Here is a 24,482-nt window from a genome sequence, read left to right as displayed (position 1 = left end):
TTATGAATATGAGCGCAAGTGATCACGTAGTGGAACATAGTCGCCGTGTAAAAGAGCATTTATTATTTATTTATCCCGATGTAAATCAGGAGCAGTTGGCAGCAGATTTAATTGCCTTGATGGGTTTAAGTGAGGCCTGCCAAGTGCCGCGCACCCATTGTAACCACTGGGATGAGTCAGACACATTGCTGATTACCTATGGTGATAGCATTGTGAATGAACGCGAATTGCCTTTGGTGACCTTGAAGCACTTTTTAGATAAACATCTGCGCGATAGCTTTAGTGGTGTTCACATATTACCCTTCTTTCCCTATAGCTCCGACGATGGTTTTTCGGTAATAGATTACTTGACTGTTAACCCTTCATTGGGTGAGTGGGATCATATTAGCGCTATAGCGAAGGACTACAAGCTCATGGCAGACTTGGTGATTAATCACATGTCGAGTCGCAGCCGTTGGTTTGAAAACTTTAAAAAACGTATAGATCCTGGTAAAAATTACTTTATGGAGGCGAACCCTGCAGCCGATCTTAGCGCAGTCGTACGTCCGCGCAATTCACCGCTCTTAACAGAGTATCAAACCTTGGGTGGCCCGCGCCATGTGTGGTGTACCTTTAGCGCCGATCAAGTGGATTTGAATTTTAAAAATCCCGAGGTGCTCAAAGAGTTTGTCAATATTATTCGCCATTATCTTGAGTGGGGCGTAAAAATATTTCGTATGGATGCAGTCGCTTTTTTATGGAAAGAGGAGGGCACTCCGTCAATTCACCTGCAACAAACCCATGAAATTATTAAGCTCCTGCGTACGCTGATTGAGCACCATACTCCAGATACGGTTGTTATCACTGAAACTAATGTACCTAATCGCGAAAATTTAACCTATTTTGGCAATGCCAATGAAGCGCATGTTATTTATAATTTCTCACTGCCGCCGCTATTGCTCTATACACTTTTAAGTGGTGATTGCCGTCATTTAAAAACCTGGATGATGAGTATGCCGCCTTCACAAGCAGGCACTGCGTATTTGAATTTTATTGCTTCGCACGATGGCATAGGTCTGCGCCCACTCGATGGATTGGTAAGCGATGAAGAGCGTGATCATTTGGCGGAAACTATTATAGGTTTTGGTGGAAAGGTTTCTTATAGACGCGATAACGAGGGCAATGATAAGGCTTACGAATTAAATATTGCCCTTTTCAGTGCACTTAAAGGCACTATGGATCGCGCTGAAGATGGTTTTCAAATGGAGCGTTTTATTTGTGCGCACGCTATTATGTTTGCATTGGAAGGTATTCCGGCCATCTATATCCACAGTTTGTTCGGCACAGAAAATGATTATATTCGCGTGGAGCAAACAGGGCGTGCTCGTTCTATAAATCGCCATATTTGGCAGCAAGAAAAATTGGAAGAGCAGCTAGAGAATGCAGATAGTCACCATCAGCAAATATTTAAAGAGTTGTTGCGGCTGCTGGCTATTCGGCGCAAACAGCCCGCATTTCACCCCAATACTACCCAATTTATTATGCACCTCGATACCAAGGTGTTTGCTTTTTGGCGGCAGAGCAGTGATCGAAAGCAAAGTATCTTTTGCTTAAATAATGTCACCCCGCGCACGCAAACCATAAATTTGACCGATATAAATTTAATTGGCAATGAACAATGGTTTGATTTGATCAGCGGCTTTCAATATGTAGAGCCAAGTGGTCAATTGCATTTGGCACCCTATCAAACTGTGTGGATTACAAACTATTTGGTGCCTTAAATTCACGAGTTTTTTCTGCGTTAAATATAGTAGCCGATGTGTTAGGGAGATGCGCCTAAGCATTGGCTGCTGCTGATCACTTATGCATTTTTCTTCGTTAAACTCCGTTGTTACCACACATTGGCTACTAAAGCTTTTTGAAGCTATGCTCAAGTCAGTTGTGCACCTCTGTTGTATGTGAAGTTATGGCCCTCTATGAGTCTATTTTAGGCGTCACAACCCACTAAGCCTGATCGCTTTAAGGGAGCCCGCTCCCAAAAAATATTCTCCCATTAGGTTTTTATCTTAATCAAGCTTATTGGGTAATGAGCTGACGCTTAGAGCGAAAAATGCGGCTTTTTGATAGCTGATCAATGGAATAGAATTCATGAATCAATCTAGCGACTATGCTCGATTACCACAGCAAAAATGGGAGCAGCTGCTAAAACGGGAGCAAACGAAGTCCTTGTATGGCGGTTTTCCTATTGCTGTATTGGGTAATGTTTTTCTGGCATTGCTATTAATTTATGTGCAGTTAGATGTTGTGAGCCATCAAGTATTGGCGATTTGGGGTGCGTCATTGGGCTCCGTACTCCTTTTGAGAGTTTTTCATTATCGCGAGTATGTGAGCCATTCTTTGGACCTGCCGCTAGCCCGTTTGTTGATTAAATTTAGGCTTAGCGTACTTGCAACAGGTATAGTCTGGGGCGCTTCTGGTATTTGGTTGTTTCCTGCTGCTAATGCGGAACATCAATTTTTTGTTGCCTTTGTGCTGGCGGGGCTTACGGCGGCAGCGGTAACTTCCTTGGCGATGGATAAACTATCGGCCATGGCTTTAATTTTTCCAAGTTTGCTTCCTATCACCTGCCATTTACTCTTCGAGAATACTCAAACAGGTTATGCCATGGCGGCCATGGTCACTTTTTTTATGATCTATGTCGCTATGAGTTCAATTCGTCTGCAGCACGATATGCATGAAAGTGTTCGTTTGCGGGTCATTGCGGGCGATCGAGGGAAAAATTTAAGTCGCCAGCAGGCACTTAATGAAATTATTGCCGGTGCTCAAGCAGAGTTTATTGATCAGACCCAAGAGCTTGTCGCTTATGAAAACCTTATTAGTAAATTACTGGCGTTAACGGATGGCCAATTTGGTTCGATCAGCCTGATAGATACAGATAAAACCAACGAGCTTTATTTCAAGAATCATACAGTGGCGAGTCAATTGTTATCCTTTAATGAACTATTTCTTTATAAAAGTTTTCTTGAATCTGGACGGTTATTTCAGCTGCTAGAAGCGCGCTTTAAGTGGTCGGTAGAACAAAAAGTTTCGCTCATTATTAATGGTGTGGCTGCAATTGATGGTGCAGAATTTGATCTGGGGACGGGTGATGATATAGGGGGTTCTGCAGTCTCTGGCTACCTCTCTTTATTGGCATTGCCCATTCTTTATTCGGGGCGGCTTGTAGCACTTTTATTGATTATTAAAAAGCAGATTGCGCATTTTCAGCCTGATCAAAAAAATGAAAATAACAAAGGGTTTACGCAAGGGGATGAAGTTTTTCTACAACCCTTGAGTGCGGTTGTAGGGCAGTTAGTGAATGCGGCTGAAATCAATAGGGCTCATGCTCGGGTTCAGAAGGAATTAGCCTATACTTATGACTTGATGGAGCGCTCAAATGCTGTGGCATTGATTGGAACCTGGAGTGTTGATTTTGACCCCCTGTGTATACATTGGAGTTCGGTTACAAAATCAATGCACGAGGTTGCTGAGGATTATGTACCGGATATTGAAACTGCTATAAATTTTTATAAAGAGGGTGAGTATCGCGATACTATAAGTCGTGTTTTTAATCAGGCGGTATCAGAGGGTATAGGTTTTGATGAGGAACTTGTGATTGTCACCCTTAAAGGTAATGAGCGCTGGGTTCGTACGATTGGGGTTCCAGAATTTAAGCATGGTGTTTGTCAGCGTGTGTATGGCACTTTTCAAGATATTACAGAAGCTAAGCGTATAGAGCGTGTGAAGAATGAGTTTGTATCCACTGTAAGCCATGAATTGCGCACGCCTTTAACCTCAATTAGCGCATCGCTAGGGGTTATGCGCAGCGGAAAGCTAGGTGATTTCCCCCAGCCTATTCATCAGCTTTTAGATATAGCCTTTTCCAATAGTTTGCGTTTAACCCACTTGATAAATGATTTGTTAGATATGGATAAGCTTGTGGCAGGGGAAATGCATTTTGATGTGCAGCCTCAAAATATTATGGCCTCGGTTAAACAAGCGCTTATAAGTAATAAGGCCTACGCAGAACAGTATGGCGTTTTTTTGTGTTTTGAAGAGGAAGCTAGACCAGAAAACATCTTAGTTGATAAACAGCGCTTACAGCAGGTGCTTGCTAATTTATTGTCGAATGCGATTAAGTTTTCCCCTGCTGGTGGCGTAGTGAGGGTAGAGCTAGCTGTTGTAGAAAATTACTTGCGTATTTCAGTTGTAGATCAGGGGCCGGGCATTGCGTTGGAGTTTCGGGGCAAAATATTCCAAAAGTTTTCGCAGGCTGATTCGTCAGATACGCGCCAAAAAGGCGGGACAGGTTTGGGCTTGGCAATTACCCGTGAATTAGTTGAGCGCATGAACGGTCGTATAGATTTTTTGTCGGTTGAAGGGCAGGGTGCTAATTTTTTTTGTGAGTTTCCGATAGTTTGATTTTTCGTTAATTTTTCTGCTTTAGGCCTCTTCAATTTAAAGGTTATTAAAGGCGGCTGCTTCGCGCTGGAGTAAGGTCGCTTTGCGCGATAACCCCCAGCGGTAACCTGAGAGCCCACCATCTTTGCGAATTAGCCTATGGCAAGGAATAGCAATGGCGAGTTTGTTGGCGGCACAGGCAGAGGCGAGTGCGCGCACTGCGTTGGGTTTTCCGATGCGCACTGCTAGGTCACTGTAACTTGCGGTTTCACCAAGAGGAATTTGTGCAATAGCACTCCACACCAGTCGCTGTAACACTGTGCCTTGAATATCCAAGACTAATTTCAGTGATTGCTTGGGTTGCGCAATATAGTCAATAATTTGCTTTAATGAATCGCAAGGTTTGGACTCTATCAGTGTTTTCGCTGGGAAACTGGCTTTCAATTCGGCTTCTACAGACTGCCTAGTGTCCCCCAATAAAATAGCGCATATTCCTTGCTCGCTGTGTGCAACTAAGACCTCATTAAGTAAAGAAGTTGCACGTGAAAAATGAATGGCCATGTTTTTTCCTTTCACTATAAAGGGCGCTTAGGCGCTATTACGTATCTTGTTTTATCGGGTTAAGCTTTTGTGAAGCATAGAGGCCGAGCAAGCTCAATAGTGCAAGGAGTGCTAGCGGCCAACTGCCAATCATCATAAAGGGCGTCCAATCTTTCACTGGGTAAATTTTCCCACTAAAGGTTTCAGTGGTGAAGGCGTGACTTTGGTTGACGATTTTTCCGTGATTATCAATAAAGGCACTGGGGCCATTATTGGTGCTGTAGATTAAATAGCGGCCCGTTTCCAGTGCGCGCATTTGGGTCATTTGCAAAAATTGCTTGGATTGAATGGAATCTAAAAACCATCCAAGGTTATTCACACTCAATAGCACCTGCGAACTCTTTGCGCTCTGGGCGACCAGATCGGGAAAGGCAATTTCATAGCAGACTACTGGGTTGATGCGAATACCGTTGGCGATAAGGCCGTGCTGGTCTTGAGGGCCAATGCTGATGTAAGACGTTGGCAAATTAAAAAACTCAATTGTATCGCGTAAATATTTTTCGAAGGGCACATATTCGCCAAAAGGTACCATGCGCCGTTTGTGATAAAATCCTAAACCTTCTCCGAGGCCGGCAATGGAATTGTAGTAATTGATTTTTTCTAAACCGTTACTTGCCGATGGCGCCTCATCAAATAGTACGCCGGTAAATAAAGCGGTGTGGGTTTGTGCTGCCTTGGTGTTCATTTCCTCTAAAAAGGGCAGAGCTTTGTGATAGGTTAGCTCCGCGGGAATGGCGGCCTCAGGCCAAACAACCCAGTCATTCCCCCAAAGTTCTTCGCTCATGTCGCGCAGTTGGTCCAGTGCTGCAACAACGGACTCTTTGTGCCAGCTGAGCTTTACACTTTGATCTAAATTAGGTTGCACGAGCCCGACGCTAATAGCGTGTTCGCTGGGCAGCGCCCAGGTGATCGTTTTTAATAATGCGCCTGTACCCCAAAGGCTCGCCGTAATAAAGCTAGCAATGATGAGAGACCGCGACATTTTTTGTACAGATGTTTGTTTCCAGTGAAAATATAATTCGGCGATTAAACATCCGCTCAGTACGGGAATTAAACCTGTGCCTATTACACCTATCACAGGCGCCCAGCCTGCGAGCCATGTATCAATGTGTGCATAACCAACAAATAACCACGGAAAGCCGGTGAGAAACCACGTTCGCATCCATTCGCCCAGTAGCCAACATGCTGGTAATGCGACGAAGAGTGCGAGCATATGACGACTGAACCAGCGCCCGAAAATATAAAAGGGTAGTGCGAATATTAAACCCATAAAAATGGCAAATATCAGCACCATAGCGCCTGCGAGCAGGGCAGTGGCACCGCCAAAATTATGAATGCTTACAAAGATCCAATGCACACCTGCTGCAAATAGTCCTGTGCCAAATAACCAGCTGTAGCAAAAAACGGTTTTTAGTTTTTGTGCTTTGATGAGGCTTGCAAATAAGGCGATGGCAACAATCGCAAGCGGCCAAATATTGAAGGGGGCGAAACTCAAGGGTATGAATGCGCCAGCTAAAGTCACTAAAATCAGTGCTAGCCCTTGGGGGAGCTGGAGTGGAGCTGTGGTATTGGTGGTGTTTTCCATGAGTGTTATATTCTAGTGGTGAAGTAAATGCATTTTTTGCCTAATCGCGCTTAGAAAAATCCCGCCAAGGGGCGGGATTTTTCTAAGCGCGATTAGGCAAAAATGTGTGCTTTATTGCTTATTCTTCCAATATGGTTAAACGTAACAAATGTATTTGACGATTGTCAGCGTAGAGCACACGGAATTGCAAATTATTAATGTGGGCGACTTCATTGCGTTTGGGTAAGTGCCCAAATTCTTGCATGAGTATACCGCCGATAGTGTCGAAATCTTCGTCACTAAATTCTGTTTTAAAATAGGTGTTGAAATCATCGATATGGGTGAGGGCTTTAATAATAAAATCTGTTTCACTCACGCGTTTGATAGAGTCCGAGGTTTCTTCCTCCTCGTCAGTCTCGTCTTCAATTTCGCCTACAATTTCTTCTAAAATATCTTCGATGGTAAGCAGGCCAGAAATACCGCCGTACTCGTCCATGATCAATGCCATGTGGTAGCGGTCTTCGCGGAACTCACGCAAGAGCACATTTACGCGCTTGCCTTCGGGCACTATGTTGGCGGGGCGCAGTACGCTTTCCAAATTGAAATTCTCGGTGCCGTTAAGGGCGAGCGGTAGTAGATCTTTGGCGAGCAGAATACCGCGTACATCGTCGAGATTTTCACCTATCACGGGATAGCGGGAGTGCCCAGAACTCATTACTTGTTCCAGGGTTTCTTGAATGCTCGCATCTATGCGCAGAGCGACGATTTGTGAGCGCGATACCATGATCTCGCGGGCGTGGAGTGTTGATACATCCATAGCGCCTTCGATGATGCTGAGCGCTTCGGGGTCGAGCAGGTGATTGTCGGCGGCGTCTTTAATAATTTCAAGCAGCTCATCGCGTGATTTAGGTTCGGTGCTAAAGCTGTGCAGTAGTTTGTCCAACCAAGAGCGTTCTGGTTTTTCGGTTGAGGTGCTACTGGGATAGTCGTCCGACATGATATTTTTCCTAAGGGTTTCTTCGTTATTTTTACTAAATGAAAGAATAAAGTGTTTTGGTGAAAATGTTTGTGTAAGAGTCTAGTTGGTTTCGCTGTAAGGTGCGGGAAAACCTAAATCGACAATGATCGCCGTTTCTAAGGCTTCCATCACTTCAGCCTCGCCATCATCGATATGGTCGTAACCTAACAAATGCAAGCTGCCGTGCACGAGCATGTGCGCCCAATGGGCAGCGAGGCTTTTGCCCTGTTCTGCCGCTTCGCGCTCTACTACGGGGGCGCAGACCACTAAGTCACCCAAGAGGGGTATATCGACTTCTTCTGGCAAGTCAGCAGGAAATGACAATACGTTGGTGGGCTTGTCTTGACCGCGATATTGGGCGTTTAGGGTCTGGCTTTCATCGTTATCAACGATATAAACGCTGACTTCGGCTTGGGATAGCTGTTGTGAGTTGAGAGCCGCGCTAATCCAGCGCTCTATATCAACCACAGCCGGAATCTGCAAGCTTTGGCTATTGCTCTCTATGTCTATTTGGAAGGTCATTTTTGGGTGTTGCCTTAGTGCTGGTCGGGCTTAGGGTGTTGTTGCTCAAATGCTTCGTAGGCTTCGACGATACGTTGCACTATGGGGTGGCGCACCACATCTTTGGAGGTAAAGTGAGTGAAGCTAATGCCATTCACGCCTTCTAATACTTCAATGGCGTGGCGCAAGCCTGAGGCCATGCCGCGCGGCAAGTCTACCTGAGTCGGGTCGCCGGTAATGACGGCTGTAGTGCCAAAACCAATACGCGTTAGGAACATTTTCATTTGTTCGCGGGTGGTGTTTTGGCTTTCATCCAAAATAACAAAACTGTTATTCAGGGTGCGGCCGCGCATAAAGGCGAGTGGGGCGACTTCAATAACGCCGCGCTCCATTAACTTGCCAACAGTATCGAAGCCTAACATTTCAAATAATGCATCGTAGAGAGGGCGCAAATAGGGATCGACTTTTTGCGCTAAGTCGCCAGGTAAAAAGCCGAGCTTTTCCCCTGCTTCTACCGCTGGGCGCACCAGCAGAATGCGCTCAATCTCATTTTTGAGCAATGCTTCTACCGCACAGGCTACGGCTAAATAGGTTTTACCGGTACCGGCGGGGCCAATGCCAAAATTAATATCGTTCTTTTGAACTTGTTTTACATACTGCTGTTGATTAAGGCCGCGCGGTTTAATCGTACACTTTTTAGTTCGAATTAAGGCTACACCACCTTCTAGGTTTGTGTCTTTGGGGGCGGCATATACGCCCTCGGGCTTGTCGCTGTTGTGTTGCGCTTGGCCATCGGCCTTATTTAATTGTTCCATAAGTTGTTCAATACCAGAGGTTTGCAGTGCGAGGTGCACTTCATCGGGGGTAAGGTCGTCTTGTTCGGTAATCGCGTAGAGGTTGCGTAGCAGCTCAGCGGCGGTGCGCACACGATCAGAGGGGCCGCTCAGCATGAACAGATCACCGCGATTGCGGATTTCTATTTCCATACGCTCTTCGATTTGGCGTAGATGCGAACCTAAAAGGCCGCAGAGATTGGCAAGGCGACGGCTATCACTGGGTTCCAGCGTGAGTTGCTGGGTGACGGTTTCTAGAGGGGGGGTAACTTGGGTGTTCAAGAGATTAGTGAGCTCATATTACATAATGAAAACTAAGACTAAACCATTCGGCGAGAGGGATAAAGCCTAAATTGCAGTTCAGTGGGTAACGGCACTGAACGGAATAAGCTATTTTCATTTAACTTATTGTATTTATTGATGTTTTTTGTGGTGGATGGGGCGACTAGCGCCCCGAAAAATACCATGATTCAATTATGAAGACTTTACTTGAAGGTTATTCACCACACTTTTCACGTCATCGTGTTTGGCGGTTATAGCTTGAACAAGTGCTTTTTCCTCTTGGGATTTGACTTCGCCCGATAAAGTTACTGTGTCATTGTGCGTGTCTACGTCAATCGCAAGGCCTTTTATATTCTTAGACGCTAGCAGCTCGGTTTTTATTGCCGCAGTCGTGGATGCATCCGCAACGTATTGTGCAAAACTGCGTCTTTTGGGATCGGGCTTATTTGCAGTCATAGTGGGCTTTTGGACGACTTTAATCTTGTTGTTTACTGAGTCAATTCCTTCTACCCCTAACGCAATATTTTCAGCGAGCTCACTGTCAATATCAGAATTTACTTCGCCCTGTAGTGTGGCGACGTTGTTATCAACGCGAATATCGATCTTAAAAGGATTTAGATGTTTGTTAAGAATTAACGCAGTTTCAAGCTTACTCTCGATCCATCCATCTTTAAATGCTTCCTTGCTGTCTTTCCATGTTTGTTGACTATCTTGCTTGAAGTCAGCCCAGAACTCCGAAGCTGTTTTTTTGTCTTCATAACTTTTATTTGGTGCGGATGAATTGTCGCCAGCATTTACTGATAATGATGCAGCCAATGCGAGAGAGCTAACGCTGAATATAAGTGAATTTAATAGTTTCTTTTTCATGATGTGCTCCTTTGAATATTTCTTTGGGTAAAAATGCATGCGTTTTGATTGATGTACGCATGATTTTGCTACTGCGTATTTCATGCCAACCATAAGGATTTTCTCTAAGTCTTTGAGTTTATTGATTAATTAAATTCTCATGCAGCATGTGAAGGCGCTGATAAATTAATAGCGACTAAGAATCGTTGGAATTTTTACAAAAAATGTAAATAGGATAATATTTTTTATTGGATGTTTAATTAAGCGGCTTGAAAGAATGTAAGAGTTAAATTTTTAATAAATAGCTCGATAGAAAGCGTAATTTTTTTGTCGAGCCTGACTTTCTTGTTAAATTTAAGGTGCAGTCAGCGCGCGGGCTAAAAAAAGTGCCTCATGATTTTTCTATCATCATTGGGCATTGTTGACTGAGCGGAGTTTTTTGGGGCGCTAATACAGATAGGGGGGATTGTTTTTCTAAAGTCTAGTAATTAAGGATGGGCGCATTAAATATATAAACATCTAGTGTGAATTGAGGCTTTCATGTAAGAAATTCAATTTATTGAATTTCTTACATGATTTCGGTGTTGCCATATTAATTTTTTTACTAAAAGCCATATTCTTTATGGATTTATGGCTAGAAAATAAGCTTAACGAGTGTTTTTTTTGAAGTAAATGAGTTGGCACGTTCATTGTAAGTAACTTATTGAACCCATTAAAAGGAGTGTGCCATGCTTTATTACTCTATCATTTTTTTTATTGTCGCTATCGTTGCTGCGCTATTTGGTTTTGGTGGTATAGCCGGTGCCGCAACGGGAATCGCACAAATACTATTTTTCGTATTTCTTGTGCTATTTATTGTTTCATTGATATTTGGTCGGCGAAGAATGTAACTACGTATTAAGGTTGGCTTTGTAACTATATGCAATAACTTAATTAATAATTGTGAGGTTAAAAATGAATACTCAAAAATCAGAAAAACATACTGCAGATGAAAAAGTAAGCAATCTTACTGTGGCGGAAGCTGTGTCGCAGTTTAAAGATGCAACATCGAATATCTATGATGCGGTTGGATCAATTGGAAATGCTACGGCAGCGAAAGCTAAAGTACATATTGATGATGGGAAGGTGCGCGCTTTAGAGCTTGAGGAGAGGGCGGAAGAGGCGCTAAGAGCAAAACCGTTGATCACTGTTGGTGTTGCATTTGCTGCAGGTTGGTTAGCTTCATATCTGCTACAGCGTCGTAACTAAGGGGCCGATCATGAAAACACATGATCTGGCGAGCAATTCTCCTGAGGCGGCAGCGCCTCAGGAGGATGACCAGCAATCTGGAATGGATTTTGAAAAAACACTTTTGCTCGGAGAACAAATTACCTGTGTTATGGGCAGTATAGTAGACCTCGCGCGCGCAGAGCTGTTATTGGCTTTGCAGACCTTACCAAAATTAATGATGCTTTGGTTAATGATGATGCCGATAGCGCTGCTTACGTGGTGTTCTCTCTCGGTACTATTTGCATGGTTCGTGTATGCAGCTAGTGCGCAGATTGGTCTTAGTGTTTTGGTGTTCTCCTTACTGCAAGTATTGTTATTGTTAATATGTCGTTGGCTTTTTGTGCGTTATCGTACACGCATGACGCTACCTTATACGCGTGCCCAAGTTGATGACTTTGTGCGGAGTGTAAAAAATGAACTTAGCAGCCAAAGTAGAACTAAAGAATGATCATCTCGTAAGGCAGAAGATTTTGTTGCAGCAAATGTGGGGCGCAAGAGTAGAGGCTAGGAGTTTTAGCTCTTGTTTAATCACATTCGTATTAGTACCTTTTGCTGCGGGTATATTATCTCGACTCATTGTGACTTCATCTTGCTTAAAATCTCATCATTGGCCGTTTTCCCCTTTGGCATTGTTAAGGTTTCCCCTTTTCCGTAGGTAGCTTAAAAAGAGAATTAGTTCGCTAAGTTACTGATTAGCGTGTTTTTTAATGCTCGACTGGTCTAGAATCGGCCTAATGTTATCTAGCTAACAAGAGGGGTTGAATTGTGGCTGACGTTTTATTGGTCGACGACGACAAACGGTTTTTAGATGCAACTGTACAATTGTTACAATTGCTAGGACATAGAGTGACCGCAGCTGAATCAGTTGCTAGCGCGAGTATATTAGTTAATAAACATAAATACACTCACATGATATTAGATTTGATTTTACCAGATGGTAGCGGGTTGCATTTGCTGGAAAAAATACCAGCAGACAGCAATGTAAAAGTTACGCTAATAACTGGTCATCCATCCATAAAGTCTATAGTTAAAAACCTGTATGGTTCAAATATTAGTTATTTAATTAAACCTATAGACCTGCAGCAGTTAGAGACACTTTTTGAAGATAAAAAGCGCGTAGCTTCCCCTCAAGACTCAACAATAGATTTACATTTTAATTGTTTGGTGGGTGAGTCCTCTTCCATGAAAAAGCTCTATGAAATGATTACTCGTGTAGCTGCTACCAAAGCAAATGTTATGTTGTTTGGAGAAAGTGGAGTAGGCAAAGAAATGATAGCCGCTGCTATTCATTATGCGAGTAAACCAAGTGGTGACTATGTGGCCGCTAATTGCGGGGCATTTTCTCGTGAGCTTATTAATAGTGAGTTGTTTGGTCATGAAAAAGGTGCTTTTACAGGAGCCGTACATCGTAAAATTGGTGTCTTTGAGCAGGCGCATAATGGAACTTTATTTTTAGATGAAATAACGGAGATGCCAATAGATTTACAGCCAAATTTATTGCGTGTTTTGGAGACAAAAGAAATAGTTCGTGTAGGTGCAACAAATACGGTGGATATTGACTGCCGTGTAGTGTCTGCAACTAATAGAGCTGAGCGAGATATTGCTGAGCAGGGTTGTCTGCGAGAGGATCTATATTTCAGATTGGCGGTATTTCCTATCCATATCCCGCCCTTGCGCGAGCGTAAAGAAGATATTCCATTGTTGGTGCAATACTTCTTATCATTTTTCAATGATGAATATGCGAATGATATAGGTGTTGATGATGCCGCCATGAAGAAAATCATGGAGTATGATTGGCCTGGCAATGTACGTGAGTTACGTCATGTTATTCATCGCTCCTATATCATGGCCGATCAGAGTCTTAAATTATTAAGTTTGCCTGAAAACATGTCATCCCCATTTTCAAAAGTTTCTATTAATACTGCGGTGGGTATTAGTGTTGGTCGAACTGTGGAGGATGTCGAGCGAGAATTGATTAAGTCAACGCTTGAGCATGTGGAGGGAGATAAAAAACAGGCAGCTGATATGTTAGGTATTAGTTTAAAGACGCTATATAACCGGATTAATAGCTACGAAGATATTCACTAATAGGGTTAATGGTGCTGAATATGCGAGATGATAAAAATCGTTTTATACATGATGTGCGTAATCCACTTAACACCATTTCGATAAATGCTGAATTAGGAAAATTAACATTAGAGCGAACGGGGGATATTCATAAAGCAATCAGCATCTTCGAGGCTATTTTAGCCGAGTGTCGTCTATGCAGTAATGTAATTGATGCATTCGGTAATAAAATTTCATTAGATGATAAAGAGGGTGGGGCTAGTGAGTAAGTTCTTGCTGGGTAGTATAGTCTTTTATCGAAAGATGCTGAGTAAACTTCCTGATTCTGTGTGGATTATGGCTCTAGTTGCCGCAATAACTTTTTTTGCGATTAGTTCAGTACTTACTTATAGATCTATCTCGGTAATTACGAGTAACAATGCCAGTATCAATAATACACTGCAAACCATTAATCTAATAAAAGATCTCGATAGAGAGCTATCGGCTGCAGAGTCTAGTCAGCGGGGTTATCTATTAACTCAGGATCCTGAGTATTTAGAGCCTTATCATAAAACATTGGCTGTGGTCGATCGCTTATTGGAGCGACTCAGTGAGTCCTCCACTGAGTTACCCTATCAAAAAGTTCGTTTTGAGTCTCTCTATATTTATGTGCGTAGCAAAATTGAACATATGCAACGAATTGTTAAATTAACTGACAGAGATAAAATTCGCACGGCAATTCGTCAGGTTAAAACAGATGAGGGAATTGAGTTGATGCGCGCCATTTCACAGTTGATTGTTGAAATGGAAAATGATGAATTTAAACTTCTTAAAAAGAATAAATCTGAGGCTGCAAAAAATAGGCAATTTATTATTGTGGCATTATTATTTGCTAATGGGATCGGGTTGGTATTGTCTTTAGGTGTTTTTTATATCTGGTATAGAAATGCCTCTCGGGTGGCGGAATTAAATGCTCAGTTGGCATCGGCTAATGCGCTCTTGGAAGAGAAGGTTAGCGCTCGTACTCAGGCACTATTGCAGTATTCTGAGGAGCTGCAGCGCAGCAATAAGGAGCTGGAAGACTTTGCATTTGTGGCTTCACATGATTTGCAGGAACCACTTCGTAAAATTCGTGCTTTTGGCGATAGATTACAGCAAAAATTTTCCGCTGAATTAGGTGAGAGTGGCGCAGATTACGTTGCTCGTATGCAGGCAGCCTCAGGGCGCATGTCAGCGCTTATTGATGATTTGTTGAGTTTTTCACGCGTTACCACGCAACAAAATCCTTTTGTGAATGTCGATCTTAATAGTGTGATGGACGGGGTATTAGATGATCTTGATTATGCTATTGAGGATGCTAAGGCTCGAGTATATATCGAGCCATTACCTAATGTAGAGGCGGATGCTTCACAAATGTCACAGGTGTTTATGAATTTGATTGCAAACAGTTTAAAGTTTCGCCGAGTTGATGCACCACCTGTCGTTACCGTGACCAGTGAAGTGAATATATCGTCGCCCTTATCTGATGATGATCGGTTGTGGTGTTGTTTGCGTGTTGCTGATCAAGGGATAGGATTTGAACCGCAGTATGCAGAGAGAATATTTAGTTTGTTTCAGCGCTTGCATGGCCGAGATGTATATACTGGAACCGGTATAGGTTTGGCGTTATGCCGTAAAATTATTGAGCGCCACGGTGGTACGATTAGGGCGGAAAGCGAGCCAGATGTGGGTACGGTATTCATTATTTATCTTCCACTAACTCAAAAATTGATTGATCCCTTGATGGATGTAAATGCAGACCTTTCTTAGCGGTCTTATTACTTTAAGGATGTAAATATGAATGCACCAAGAAAAACGTTAGTGATTTTGATGGCAGATGATGATGCAGATGATCGTTTGCTGGCGCAAGATGCAATGCATGAAAGCCGCGTATTGAATGAGCTTCATTTTGTCGAAAATGGCGTAGAGTTATTAAGTTATTTGCGTGGTGATGACGGTTATAGCGATCGTACACTTTATCCAATGCCAGGTTTGATTCTGTTGGATTTAAATATGCCTAAAATGGATGGCCGCGAAGCTTTGGCTGCAATTAAGGCCGACTTAAGCTTGCGCCGTATTCCCGTTGTTATATTAACTACTTCAAAAGCAGACGGAGATATGATGAAAGGCTATGACTTGGGCGCCGCCTCCTACATCACCAAACCTGTTACGTTTGATGCATTAGTTGAACTCATGCGCACCCTAGGGAAGTACTGGGTGGAGTTTGTTGAGTTGCCTTGTTGAAATCCGCCTAAGGAGACGGTATGCAAAACGTTAAGCTACTCATTATTGATGATGATGAGGATGATTTTTTTCTTGTTAAAGAGTTGCTGGAGGAGATTAGTCAGACGTGCGTATTGGATTGGGCTCCTAGTTATGAGCAAGGGCAGTTATTACTGCGTAAAAATGCACATGACCTCTGCTTGATGGATTATAAATTGGGGGCTCGCGATGGTATTGAGTTATTAACTTTTGCTCATGAGATCGGTTTTTCAGGCCCTGTAATTTTGCTGACGGGTATGCATCAAGCAGAGATAGATCGTCAAGCTCTACGTGCTGGTGCTGTGGATTATTTAGTTAAGTCAAATCTTAGTGCGGAGCAGCTTGCGCGCTCGATTCGCTATGCTTTGGCACGGCGTGAAGTTGAGCGAGAAAGAGTAGAGCGCTTAAAAGCAGAGGCAGAAAATCGCTCAAAAAGTGAATTTTTGGCTCATTTGAGTCACGAGCTACGTACACCCTTATCTGCAATTCTAGGTTTTACTGAAGTATTGTTGAATAAAATAGATGATATTGAAAGTTCAGCACATTTACGTATTGTTCATCGCAATGGGAAACATTTACTGGGTTTGCTGAATGATATTCTTGATCTTTCTAAGATCGAGGCTGGCAAGCTAGAGCTAGAAAAGCAAACAGTTTCTCTTTCCGTTTTTCTAACGGATATTTATTTTTTAATGAAAGCTGCGGCGGTAGATAAAAACCTACAGCTTCGTATTGAGGCGCCGCACCCCTTGCCCATTGTTATTGTTACAGACCCAATGCGCTTGCGGCAAATTTTACTTAATTTAATCGGCAATGCTATCAAATTTACTTATGAAGGAGAGGTGCTGGTTGTTATTGACTGGTGCGATGATGCAGATAAAAAATTATTACGTTTTAGTGTGAGGGATTCGGGCATAGGAATTTGTGCTGATACGCTGCAAGTAATATTCGAGCCTTTTGTACAGTCTAAAGATTCTTTGGTTCATCCACGCGCAGGGACGGGTTTAGGTTTAACAATAAGTAAGCAATTAATTGAGCGTTTGGGCGGTACTATTAACGTTAGCAGTGAAGTTGGAAAGGGAAGTGAGTTTAGTTTTACTCTCGATATAGGCGACACCGAGGGTATTGCTACTGCCTCCTTAAAATTGGATGCTACTGCAATTCAAAATAGTCAGGTTGAGATCCCACTTTTTTCTGGACGTGTACTTGTAGCAGATGATTTACGTGATATTCGTATGCTAATTGGCCATTTTGTGCAGCTGACGGGAGTGGAGGTTGTGTATGCTCGCGATGGAGCAGAAGCTGTGCGTATTGTGGAGATGGAGCGCTGGGCAGGTAGAACGTTTGATTTGATTTTGTTAGATATCCATATGCCAGTTATGGATGGTCATCAGGCGGCACAACAGCTGCGTGCAGAGGGGTTTACACATCCTTTGATTGCTTTAACCGCTGCGCACATGAAGGGCGATATGGATCAGTGTTTTGCTTCTGGTTTTACTGCTTATTTGGGTAAGCCTTTGGATCAAGCCAGATTGTATAAATGTTTAGCGCGTTTTTTGCCAGTTAAATCTATAGCATCCGCCTCAAGAGAGACACTCTCTAAATCCATTTTAGTCATTGAAGATGATGCAGATGCACTTGCTGCAATGAAGGGGTTGTTGACGCTGATAGGTTGGGATGTGATTGGTGTTCAATATGCTGCTGCTGCATTGCAGCAATTAGATTTGCAATGTCCACAGGTAGTTTTAATCGATTTAAACTTACCTGATATGAATGGCTATACATGCGCTGCACTTATTCGTGAGCGCTATCCCGATGTCCGTATCATTGTTGTTAGTGGTGAGGCTGTGGATACACAGCGTGCTGAAGAATCTGGTATTGCCGCGAGTTTATTAAAACCCATTTCTATGGCGCAGCTTGAAATGGTATTGGAAGGGCAGTTGGCGTAACGATTTTCTTTTGAATTTGTATATTTCACTCATTCGTTTGTAAATTATTCAAATTTTTAGGTCTATATCTTTAAATCAATAACTGAAAGCTTACTTAACTTACTGTGAATAAAGGGTTTAAAAAAGTTGGCATAGATTCCGCAATATAGAAATTACCTACACACAAAATTAGGAGTTTTTATGAATTTATTACAACGTATATTTATAGTTGCCTTGTTAGCTATCCCCCTAGCTGCTTGTGATTCGAATGATGGACCAGCAGAAAAATTGGGGGGTGAAGTTGATAATGCGCTTGATAATACCCGCGATACATTGGATGACGCGGCTGATGAGGTCAAAGATGGCATTGAGGATGCCTGTGAAAAGGCATCTAATAAGGACTGTTAGTGCGTAGGCGCTACAGTTTTACTAAATAAAAAACCTGTGTTGGGTAGACCAGCACAGGTTTTTTTATTTAGTGTTTTGCTATTTGATCCAATCGATATCTAGCTCGGAGCTGATAAGGATGCCGCGCAGCGAGTTAGTGAGCGCCTCTTCGATGAGGATATCGGCAAACTTACCTATGAGGTCGGCATCGTTACAGCGGAAGTTAACCACACGGTTATTCTCGGTGCGGCCCGATAACTGGCCCGGGTCTTTGCGCGAGTAGCCAGTCACCAAAATGCGTTCAGTATTACCCACCATGCGGCGGCTGATGGCCAGCGCTTGCTGAATTAAGCGGTCTTGTAAAATCGCTAAGCGATGTTTCTTAACTTCATCAGGTGTGTCATCGGGGAAATCCGCTGCGGGGGTGCCGGGGCGGGCGCTGTAGATGAAGCTAAAGGATGTATCAAAATCCATATCTTGAATCAGCTTCATGGTCGCTTCAAAGTCGGTGTCAGTTTCACCAGGGAAGCCGATAATAAAGTCCGAAGAAAAGCTGATGTTGGGGCGATTCTTTTTGATGCGACGCAGTTTGGATTTGTATTCCAGTGCCGTGTGGCCGCGCTTCATGGCCATCAAAATACGGTCTGACCCGCTTTGCACTGGCAGGTGCAAGTGGCTGACCAGCTCGGGCACTTCGTTGTAAACATCAATTAATGAATCGCGAAATTCCACTGGATGTGAAGTGGTGAAGCGAATGCGATCAATGCCATCGATAGCGGCGACATAGGTAATTAACTCCGCTAAATCCACAGGTGTGCCGGTCGTGCTTTCACCCTGATAGGCGTTAACATTTTGGCCGAGCAAATTCACTTCGCGCACACCTTGTTGTGCGAGGTGAACAATTTCCGCCATCACATCGGCTACTGGGCGGCTCACTTCTTCGCCGCGGGTGTAGGGCACTACGCAAAAGGTACAGTACTTGGAGCAGCCTTCCATAATAGAAACGAAGGCGCTTACGCCGTCTGCATCGGGTTGCGGTAAACGGTCAAATTTTTCGATTTCAGGGAAGCTGATGTCAATGACTGCCGTACCCTCTTTGCGTGGTGCATCCATCATTTCTGGCAGGCGATGCAGGGTTTGGGGGCCAAAGATTAAATCTACATAGGGCGCGCGCTTAGAAATGGCTTCACCTTCTTGGCTTGCCACACAGCCACCTACACCTATCACTAATTCAGGCTTGGCTTTTTTGAGTTTTTTCCAGCGCCCTAGCTCGTGAAAGAGGCGCTCTTGCGCTTTTTCGCGAATAGAGCAGGTATTAATGAGGATAACGTCGGCATCTTCAGGGTGCTCGGTAGCCACCATGTTGTGCGATTCGCCCAAAAGGTCCTTCATGCGCGAGGAATCGTACTCATTCATCTGGCAGCCGTGCGTCTTGATATAGAGCTTTTTAATGGGCTTGTCAGTGTGGGTGCTGAGCGGCGCAGCGGCTGTTTGTGCTGCAGCGAGTGGTGCGTCGCTAATAAGTGCTTCACCGGGAATGTATTGATTGACGGACATGGAGCTTACCTGAGTAAAAAACGGTCAAAAAAGAGGCGGGCATTATAGGCGCTTAAGCCGTTAGAATCACCCTTCATTTTATGTAGGGTGATTTCTGAAATGTTAAGTGCCCAATTGCTCAGCCAGATTGCTGATGCCTACACGCCGCTGCTGCTTTTATTATCTCTTGCGCTCTGTTCCGTAACGCCATGGCGCTTGGCCTGCACGCGCTTGGTGCAGTTACTCTTGTCGGCCATGTTGGTTTACGGGCTTATGGGGGCTGATAAGCTGTGGTATGGCTGGGCGAGCCTGGGGCTCGATTATTCCACCCATACTGCTGCTGCCCTTGCGCTCGTTGTCTTTGCAGGGCGTTCTCTTGGGAAACGGTTGGCGTGGGTCTGCCTGCTGACGAGTTTGTTGACCTATGGCGAATTGATGTTTTATCTGGGCTACCACAGCTGGGCTGATATGTTCAGCACAGCTGTAGTTATGGCCTTGGGCTTGTGGGCAATCTATAGGGTGATCGCGGTGCCTATTGGGTCTAAAAAAACCGTCAATTAAGTTTTTTCAGGTGACTCAGGTGTTTGTGGCTCAGGGCGATAAACTGTGGTGTAGGTCCCATGTCTTCATAGAGCGGGTCGCCTTCTTCGTCGCGGCTAATGATTTTGTCGCCCTCAACATAGGGCATGCCACTTTCTAAATCGTTCAACGCGGCGGAAAGCAAGTCGGTGATAAGCTGTTCAGTGGTTCGTTTGGGGTACATTTCCACCAATGCCGCCAGCTTGGCTGCATCCTCAACGGGTAGATGCACGCTATAGCTGTTCTTTGTCAGCTCGCCGCTGGCCGTTTGATCCCAAAGTCGAAACAGATTGCTAACTTTCATGAGTTAATTCCTCTTAAGCATTTAAAACAAGGCATTTTCACTGTGCCCGTCTGTTTAGTTATAGCTCAGGTGTGTTGGCCTGAGCAGTCTTTTTAAGGTAAAAATCATCATTATGTAGGCTTGTCGTCTTTTTTCTGCGTGCTTCCTCCATGGCTTTATAGCGCTGTGTGTGGCAGCCAGCTGTCGTGGCCTAACGAGCGGTTCTGCCGTGTTACTCGGCCTTCTGTCGTGTTACTATGCCTCCCCTTTATTACAGCACCCGTTCGCATCAAAATTTGAACAAGTGTTTCCCTTTTGAGTTACAGGTATTCCATGAAAAAGACGTTCCAGCTTCACATCGAAGGTAAAAATAACGACCGCGTGTTGGAGGCTATCAAGCACGAATTGCGTAAATACGCCAAGCGTGAGCGCAACAAGCAGCTGCCTACAGGTTCTGATTACTGGAGATTTGATTGCAAGTTCGGTGCCACGGCAGAGGTTGCAGAAGAGTTGCGCCTAGCGGATATGACCAAACATATTGATGCGTTGGTGGCGACTGGTGTAGAAAGCTTTTATGTTGAAATTATCGCTGCTGCCGCAATACGTAAGGCGCGCGATGCAGCAGAAGATGCAGGTGAATTTGACGAAGAGGATGACTTGGGCGAATAAGCTAGGGCATCTGTGCTTAGAGGCCTAATGAATTCATATTAGGCTTGTATAAGTGCCAAATAAAAAACCGCCGATGACTATGTCTCGGCGGTTTTTTATTGCCTGCTTTTTATGTTAGATGATGACTGCTCATTTTTCATTTCATGGTTTCTATCCATAACCGGTCATGATTTTTATCCAAAAGAAGTCCAGCTGATGTGCGGTGATCGTTTATATACGCTGATCGCACTTCTTGACGACTGTGTATATCTGTATATACTGTGCATAACGATATGCACAGAGGGTTGCTCCGTGACGGAAGGACTGTTTCTTTCTCAGGCCGATAGCCGGCCTATGTATTTACAAATTATTGAACAAATCAAATTAAAAATTTTGGCAGGTGATTGGCCGAGTGGACACCCTTTGCCTTCGATTCGAGAATTAGCGGCAGATACAAAGGTGAGCGTTATTACCATTAAGCGCGCCTATGCCGAGCTAGAGCTAGAAGGACTTATAGTGACGCAAGCGGGGCGCGGCTCTTTTGTTGCGAAGGCGCAAGAAATATTAAAAGACCTGCGTCAGCTTGAATTAGATAAAAATATTGAAACCCTACTCGATACAGCGAAGCACGTGGGTTTAAGCCATGCAGAGTTACTAGAGCGAGTGCGAAAACATATTAATCAGCGTGAGCAATCTTGAGGTAGGTGAAATGGAAAACGTGATACGACTGGCGGGCGTGAACAAACACTATGAGCACTTCCAGCTCAAAGATATTAATTTGCAGTTACCCGAAGGCGAAATTATGGGGCTGGTGGGCGTGAATGGTGCGGGTAAGTCCACCACCTTGCGCATTCTCATGGGCTTAATTCAAGCTGATGCGGGTGAGGTTGATGTTTTAGGCTATCGCCTGCCTGAGCAGCAAGTTCAAGCAAAGGCTGAGATAGGTTTTGCCTCTGAAGATATGCGCCTCTATAAAAATAAGGATATGGATTGGCATATGGGTTTTATTCAGTCAGTCTTTCCGCGCTGGGATGCAAGTTATGCAACGCACCTGTTAAAGAAATTTGATTTAAAAGCGAATCAAAATATTAAAGGTTTTTCTCACGGGCAGCGCGTAAAGGCGAGTTTATTATTGCTCTTGGCACGCAGGCCAAAATTACTTATTTTAGATGAACCCACAACAGGGCTTGATCCCGTTGCCCGCAGTGAAGTAATTGACGAATTGGCCGATGTATTGCGCGACGATAAACGTAGCGTGCTCTTTTCTTCGCATAACACCCACGATATTGAACAGCTCTCGGATTCCATCACGTTTTTGCATGATGGGCAACTGCTCGCATCCCAGAATATTGATGACTTTTTAAATAACTGGCGCTCTATTCGCTGCCAGGGGGCGCTTGCGGCCAGTGATATTTGTTTGCCTGACCTAGCGCGGGTTAAAAAAAGCGGTTCTTTAATGAACCTGCAAGTTGATAATTATCGCGATGATAATTTGGATATTTTGCGTGCACAGGGTTTAGAGGTTGTTGAGGTTATGCGCATGAGTTTAGAAGAAATTTTTATCGCCACCGTAAAAAAAGGAGCCGCTCAATGACTATTGACTTCAACATGGTTAAACGCCTTACTCTAAAAGATTGGCAAATTCATCAGAAGGTAATTGCAGGCTATGTAGCTGGCGGCATATTGGGCTTGGCAATTTTTGGTATGCCCCATGCTTATACATTTTATATGGGTGCAGTCATAATGCTGACGGTGACGATAGCGTCAGGTTTTCATGCGGTTAGTGTAACGATCATTAATGAGAAAAAAGAGCAGACTCTGCCTTTTATTATGAGTTTACCCATACGCCCTATAGAGTATGCCTTGGCTAAGTTTTTCGCCAATTTTACTATCTTCATTGTGCCCTGGTTAGTGATGATGATGGGGCTCATTTTTATTGCGCTGTTCGGCCCCATTCCTAACGGTATGTTGCCTTTTTTGGTGCTGGTTGGCACGCTGGTAGTGGCGAACTATTGCATTGTATTGAGTGTGACCATGATGACTGAGTCAGAGGGCTGGTCCATATTCACTATGGTGCTGGTAAATCTCTTACTGAACCCCGTGATTATGTTAATGACGAGCAACCCTGATTTTTATTCGCACTTTAAAGAGGAAACCATGGTGTGGCCGGCTATAGCCAGCCAAATACTGCTGGCACAAATGGTAGTAAGCATCATTTCTATTGGGCTTGTTCTAACCCATCAAGCGCGTCGCTTGACGTTTATTTGAGGTGATTGTGAATACTTCAAATTTTCGTCTTTATTACATGGATAACCTGCGTGCGATCTTAATGATTGCCGGTGTGTTCTTTCATGCAGCCCTGGCCTATAGCCCTATGTTGCAGCCGCTGTGGTTGAGCGCAGATAAAATCAACTCACCTTGGGTAGATTATGTCATCAATTTTTCACACACCTTTCGCATGCCGTTGTTCTTTGTCATCGCCGGTTTTTTTGCGGCATTGTTGGTGGAGCGTCGCGGTGTTGGCGCCATGCTGAAAAATCGCAGCCTAAGGATTTTGTTACCCCTTGTGGTGTTTGTGCCGCTGGTCATGCTGGGCGTTATATTGCCTATTGGTTGGGTGCTTGAAAATATACAAAATCTTTCGCCGCTGTTGCAGATGATCGACCAGATGAAAGACATGCCCAATGCACCGAAGCCACCGCCGACCACAATGCATTTATGGTTTCTGTATTATTTAATGTTTTTTTATGTGCTTATTTGGGTCTTTCGCTTGCTGGTGCCAACAGTTGTTAAAACAACACTGCTGGCCTTAAACCCAATGGTTGCACTTGTGTTGCTGCCTTTGCTATTGCTGCCAGGGTTATCCTTGGTAACGATCCCCTATCCGCCGCCGGATAGTTTTATTCCCCAGCTCTGGGCATTCGGTTATTTCGGATTGTTTTTTGCTTATGGTTATTTGCTGTTTAATGGCTATGGGCTGATCGAAAAATTCCAAAACAAATGGCCGATTCTGGTGGTGGCCAGCTTAATTTTATTTGTACCTTTTCAAATGTTGCTGCCAGAACAGGTGAATTTTGACTCTCAATCTCCAGCTTGGCCTAAGCGCTTAGGCTTGATGATCTGCCTAGCGTACATATCGGTTTTTATGTCGGTGGCCGGTTTGGCGTTTGCCAAGCAAGTACTAGATGTTCGCAATGACGTTATGCGCTTTTTTGCTGACGCGTCCTATTGGATATACATCGCGCATTTACCGCTACTGTTTGCTATTCAATATTGGTTATTAGATCAACCTGGCGGCCTGCTTTATAAGTATTCGCTTTCTGTGGGCGTGACCTTGCTTGTCTGCCTAGTAACCTACGTCCTGCTCGTGCGTTGGACGCCCATTGGCTGGATGCTCAACGGGCGGCGCAGGGCTTAATATGAACGGCTACTACACAGTGTTGTG

The 24,482-nt window shown here is 44.0% G+C and carries 25 protein-coding genes; 17 read left to right on the top strand and 8 right to left on the bottom strand.

The genetic code is table 11. The annotated features are described in order from the left end of the window. Positions 1-2 precede the first annotated feature (2 nt). Entirely contained in the window at positions 3-1,760 is a 1,758-nt protein-coding gene (locus AC0KUT_RS13275) for a sugar phosphorylase (RefSeq protein WP_488830599.1), read from the top strand. A gap of 367 nt (positions 1,761-2,127) precedes the next feature. Beyond that, positions 2,128-4,440 (top strand): sensor histidine kinase, encoded by a 2,313-nt coding sequence (locus tag AC0KUT_RS13270; protein WP_488830597.1) that lies wholly within the window; start codon positions 2,128-2,130, stop codon positions 4,438-4,440. A gap of 36 nt (positions 4,441-4,476) precedes the next feature. On the opposite strand, the gene AC0KUT_RS13265 is transcribed toward AC0KUT_RS13270, so the two are convergent. The 6 genes from AC0KUT_RS13265 to AC0KUT_RS13240 form a co-directional block, all read right to left on the bottom strand. Further along, positions 4,477-4,980, bottom strand: a complete 504-nt coding sequence (locus AC0KUT_RS13265) for a methylated-DNA--[protein]-cysteine S-methyltransferase (RefSeq protein WP_488830595.1) — start codon at positions 4,978-4,980, stop codon at positions 4,477-4,479. 37 nt (positions 4,981-5,017) lie between these two features. Beyond that, entirely contained in the window at positions 5,018-6,604 is a 1,587-nt protein-coding gene (lnt, locus tag AC0KUT_RS13260; protein ID WP_488830594.1) for an apolipoprotein N-acyltransferase, read from the bottom strand. Between the two features lie 118 nt (positions 6,605-6,722). After that, positions 6,723-7,580 carry a CorC family transporter gene (locus AC0KUT_RS13255; protein WP_488830592.1) on the bottom strand — a complete coding sequence of 286 codons (858 nt, stop codon included), beginning with the start codon at positions 7,578-7,580 and terminating at the stop codon, positions 6,723-6,725. 81 nt (positions 7,581-7,661) lie between these two features. Beyond that, complete coding sequence (gene ybeY, locus AC0KUT_RS13250) at positions 7,662-8,123, bottom strand: rRNA maturation RNase YbeY (RefSeq protein WP_488830590.1); 462 nt, start codon at positions 8,121-8,123, stop codon at positions 7,662-7,664. A gap of 14 nt (positions 8,124-8,137) precedes the next feature. Next, positions 8,138-9,217: a PhoH family protein gene (locus tag AC0KUT_RS13245; RefSeq protein WP_488830587.1), complete on the bottom strand. Its 1,080-nt coding sequence runs from the start codon at positions 9,215-9,217 to the stop codon at positions 8,138-8,140. Positions 9,218-9,409: 192 nt separating this feature from the next. Then, positions 9,410-10,084 carry a BON domain-containing protein gene (locus tag AC0KUT_RS13240; protein WP_488830585.1) on the bottom strand — a complete coding sequence of 225 codons (675 nt, stop codon included), beginning with the start codon at positions 10,082-10,084 and terminating at the stop codon, positions 9,410-9,412. A 707-nt stretch (positions 10,085-10,791) separates the two neighbouring features. On the opposite strand from AC0KUT_RS13240, the gene AC0KUT_RS13235 reads away from it, so the two are divergent. The 9 genes from AC0KUT_RS13235 to AC0KUT_RS13195 all read left to right on the top strand — a co-directional run bounded on the left by AC0KUT_RS13235 (position 10,792) and on the right by AC0KUT_RS13195 (position 18,012). Then, entirely contained in the window at positions 10,792-10,953 is a 162-nt protein-coding gene (locus AC0KUT_RS13235; RefSeq protein ID WP_488830584.1) for a DUF1328 domain-containing protein, read from the top strand. 64 nt (positions 10,954-11,017) lie between these two features. After that, positions 11,018-11,311: a hypothetical protein gene (locus AC0KUT_RS13230; protein ID WP_488830582.1), complete on the top strand. Its 294-nt coding sequence runs from the start codon at positions 11,018-11,020 to the stop codon at positions 11,309-11,311. Between the two features lie 10 nt (positions 11,312-11,321). Then, positions 11,322-11,780, top strand: a complete 459-nt coding sequence (locus AC0KUT_RS13225) for a hypothetical protein (protein ID WP_488830580.1) — start codon at positions 11,322-11,324, stop codon at positions 11,778-11,780. Between the two features lie 317 nt (positions 11,781-12,097). Then, on the top strand, positions 12,098-13,420 hold the full coding sequence (locus tag AC0KUT_RS13220; protein WP_488830578.1) for a sigma-54-dependent transcriptional regulator: 1,323 nt from the start codon (positions 12,098-12,100) through the stop codon (positions 13,418-13,420). 20 nt (positions 13,421-13,440) lie between these two features. Beyond that, positions 13,441-13,668, top strand: a complete 228-nt coding sequence (locus AC0KUT_RS13215) for a histidine kinase (protein WP_488830576.1) — start codon at positions 13,441-13,443, stop codon at positions 13,666-13,668. Next, positions 13,661-15,187 carry a sensor histidine kinase gene (locus AC0KUT_RS13210; RefSeq protein ID WP_488830574.1) on the top strand — a complete coding sequence of 509 codons (1,527 nt, stop codon included), beginning with the start codon at positions 13,661-13,663 and terminating at the stop codon, positions 15,185-15,187. Before AC0KUT_RS13215 ends, AC0KUT_RS13210 begins: the two co-directional genes overlap by 8 nt. A gap of 27 nt (positions 15,188-15,214) precedes the next feature. Continuing rightward, positions 15,215-15,661 (top strand): response regulator, encoded by a 447-nt coding sequence (locus AC0KUT_RS13205; protein WP_488830572.1) that lies wholly within the window; start codon positions 15,215-15,217, stop codon positions 15,659-15,661. A gap of 20 nt (positions 15,662-15,681) precedes the next feature. Beyond that, positions 15,682-17,625 (top strand): response regulator, encoded by a 1,944-nt coding sequence (locus AC0KUT_RS13200; protein ID WP_488830571.1) that lies wholly within the window; start codon positions 15,682-15,684, stop codon positions 17,623-17,625. A 180-nt stretch (positions 17,626-17,805) separates the two neighbouring features. Further along, entirely contained in the window at positions 17,806-18,012 is a 207-nt protein-coding gene (locus AC0KUT_RS13195; RefSeq protein ID WP_488830569.1) for a hypothetical protein, read from the top strand. A 78-nt stretch (positions 18,013-18,090) separates the two neighbouring features. Here AC0KUT_RS13195 and miaB read toward each other — a convergent pair whose 3' ends face one another. After that, the gene (gene miaB, locus AC0KUT_RS13190) at positions 18,091-19,407 is read right to left on the bottom strand and encodes a tRNA (N6-isopentenyl adenosine(37)-C2)-methylthiotransferase MiaB (RefSeq protein WP_488835747.1); all 1,317 of its coding nucleotides are present in this window, start codon (positions 19,405-19,407) and stop codon (positions 18,091-18,093) included. Between the two features lie 240 nt (positions 19,408-19,647). Between miaB and AC0KUT_RS13185 the strand changes: the two genes are divergently transcribed. Then, positions 19,648-20,088 carry a hypothetical protein gene (locus AC0KUT_RS13185; RefSeq protein ID WP_488830568.1) on the top strand — a complete coding sequence of 147 codons (441 nt, stop codon included), beginning with the start codon at positions 19,648-19,650 and terminating at the stop codon, positions 20,086-20,088. Here the strand turns inward: AC0KUT_RS13185 and AC0KUT_RS13180 are convergent. Next, a complete protein-coding gene (locus AC0KUT_RS13180; protein WP_488830567.1) occupies positions 20,081-20,410 on the bottom strand; it encodes a type 1 pili tip component in 330 nt (109 codons plus the stop codon). The two genes, AC0KUT_RS13185 and AC0KUT_RS13180, sit on opposite strands and share 8 nt — an antisense overlap. Positions 20,411-20,722: 312 nt before the next feature. Here AC0KUT_RS13180 and AC0KUT_RS13175 point away from each other — a divergent pair, with 312 nt between their 5' ends. The 5 genes from AC0KUT_RS13175 to AC0KUT_RS13155 all read left to right on the top strand — a co-directional run bounded on the left by AC0KUT_RS13175 (position 20,723) and on the right by AC0KUT_RS13155 (position 24,455). Continuing rightward, positions 20,723-21,058, top strand: a complete 336-nt coding sequence (locus AC0KUT_RS13175; protein WP_488830565.1) for a DUF6172 family protein — start codon at positions 20,723-20,725, stop codon at positions 21,056-21,058. 291 nt (positions 21,059-21,349) lie between these two features. Further along, positions 21,350-21,736, top strand: a complete 387-nt coding sequence (locus AC0KUT_RS13170) for a GntR family transcriptional regulator (RefSeq protein WP_488830564.1) — start codon at positions 21,350-21,352, stop codon at positions 21,734-21,736. Between the two features lie 10 nt (positions 21,737-21,746). Beyond that, positions 21,747-22,631, top strand: a complete 885-nt coding sequence (locus AC0KUT_RS13165; RefSeq protein WP_488830562.1) for an ABC transporter ATP-binding protein — start codon at positions 21,747-21,749, stop codon at positions 22,629-22,631. Beyond that, positions 22,628-23,305 carry a hypothetical protein gene (locus tag AC0KUT_RS13160; RefSeq protein ID WP_488830561.1) on the top strand — a complete coding sequence of 226 codons (678 nt, stop codon included), beginning with the start codon at positions 22,628-22,630 and terminating at the stop codon, positions 23,303-23,305. Before AC0KUT_RS13165 ends, AC0KUT_RS13160 begins: the two co-directional genes overlap by 4 nt. A gap of 7 nt (positions 23,306-23,312) precedes the next feature. After that, positions 23,313-24,455, top strand: coding sequence for an acyltransferase family protein (locus AC0KUT_RS13155; RefSeq protein WP_488830559.1), 1,143 nt, complete (start codon positions 23,313-23,315; stop codon positions 24,453-24,455). Positions 24,456-24,482: the final 27 nt, after the last annotated feature.

It is taken from the genome of Cellvibrio sp. 25HG11W-0 (assembly GCF_057815475.1).
Note: the sequence above shows the minus strand (reverse complement) of the source record. Positions and strands in the feature narration are given on the sequence as shown.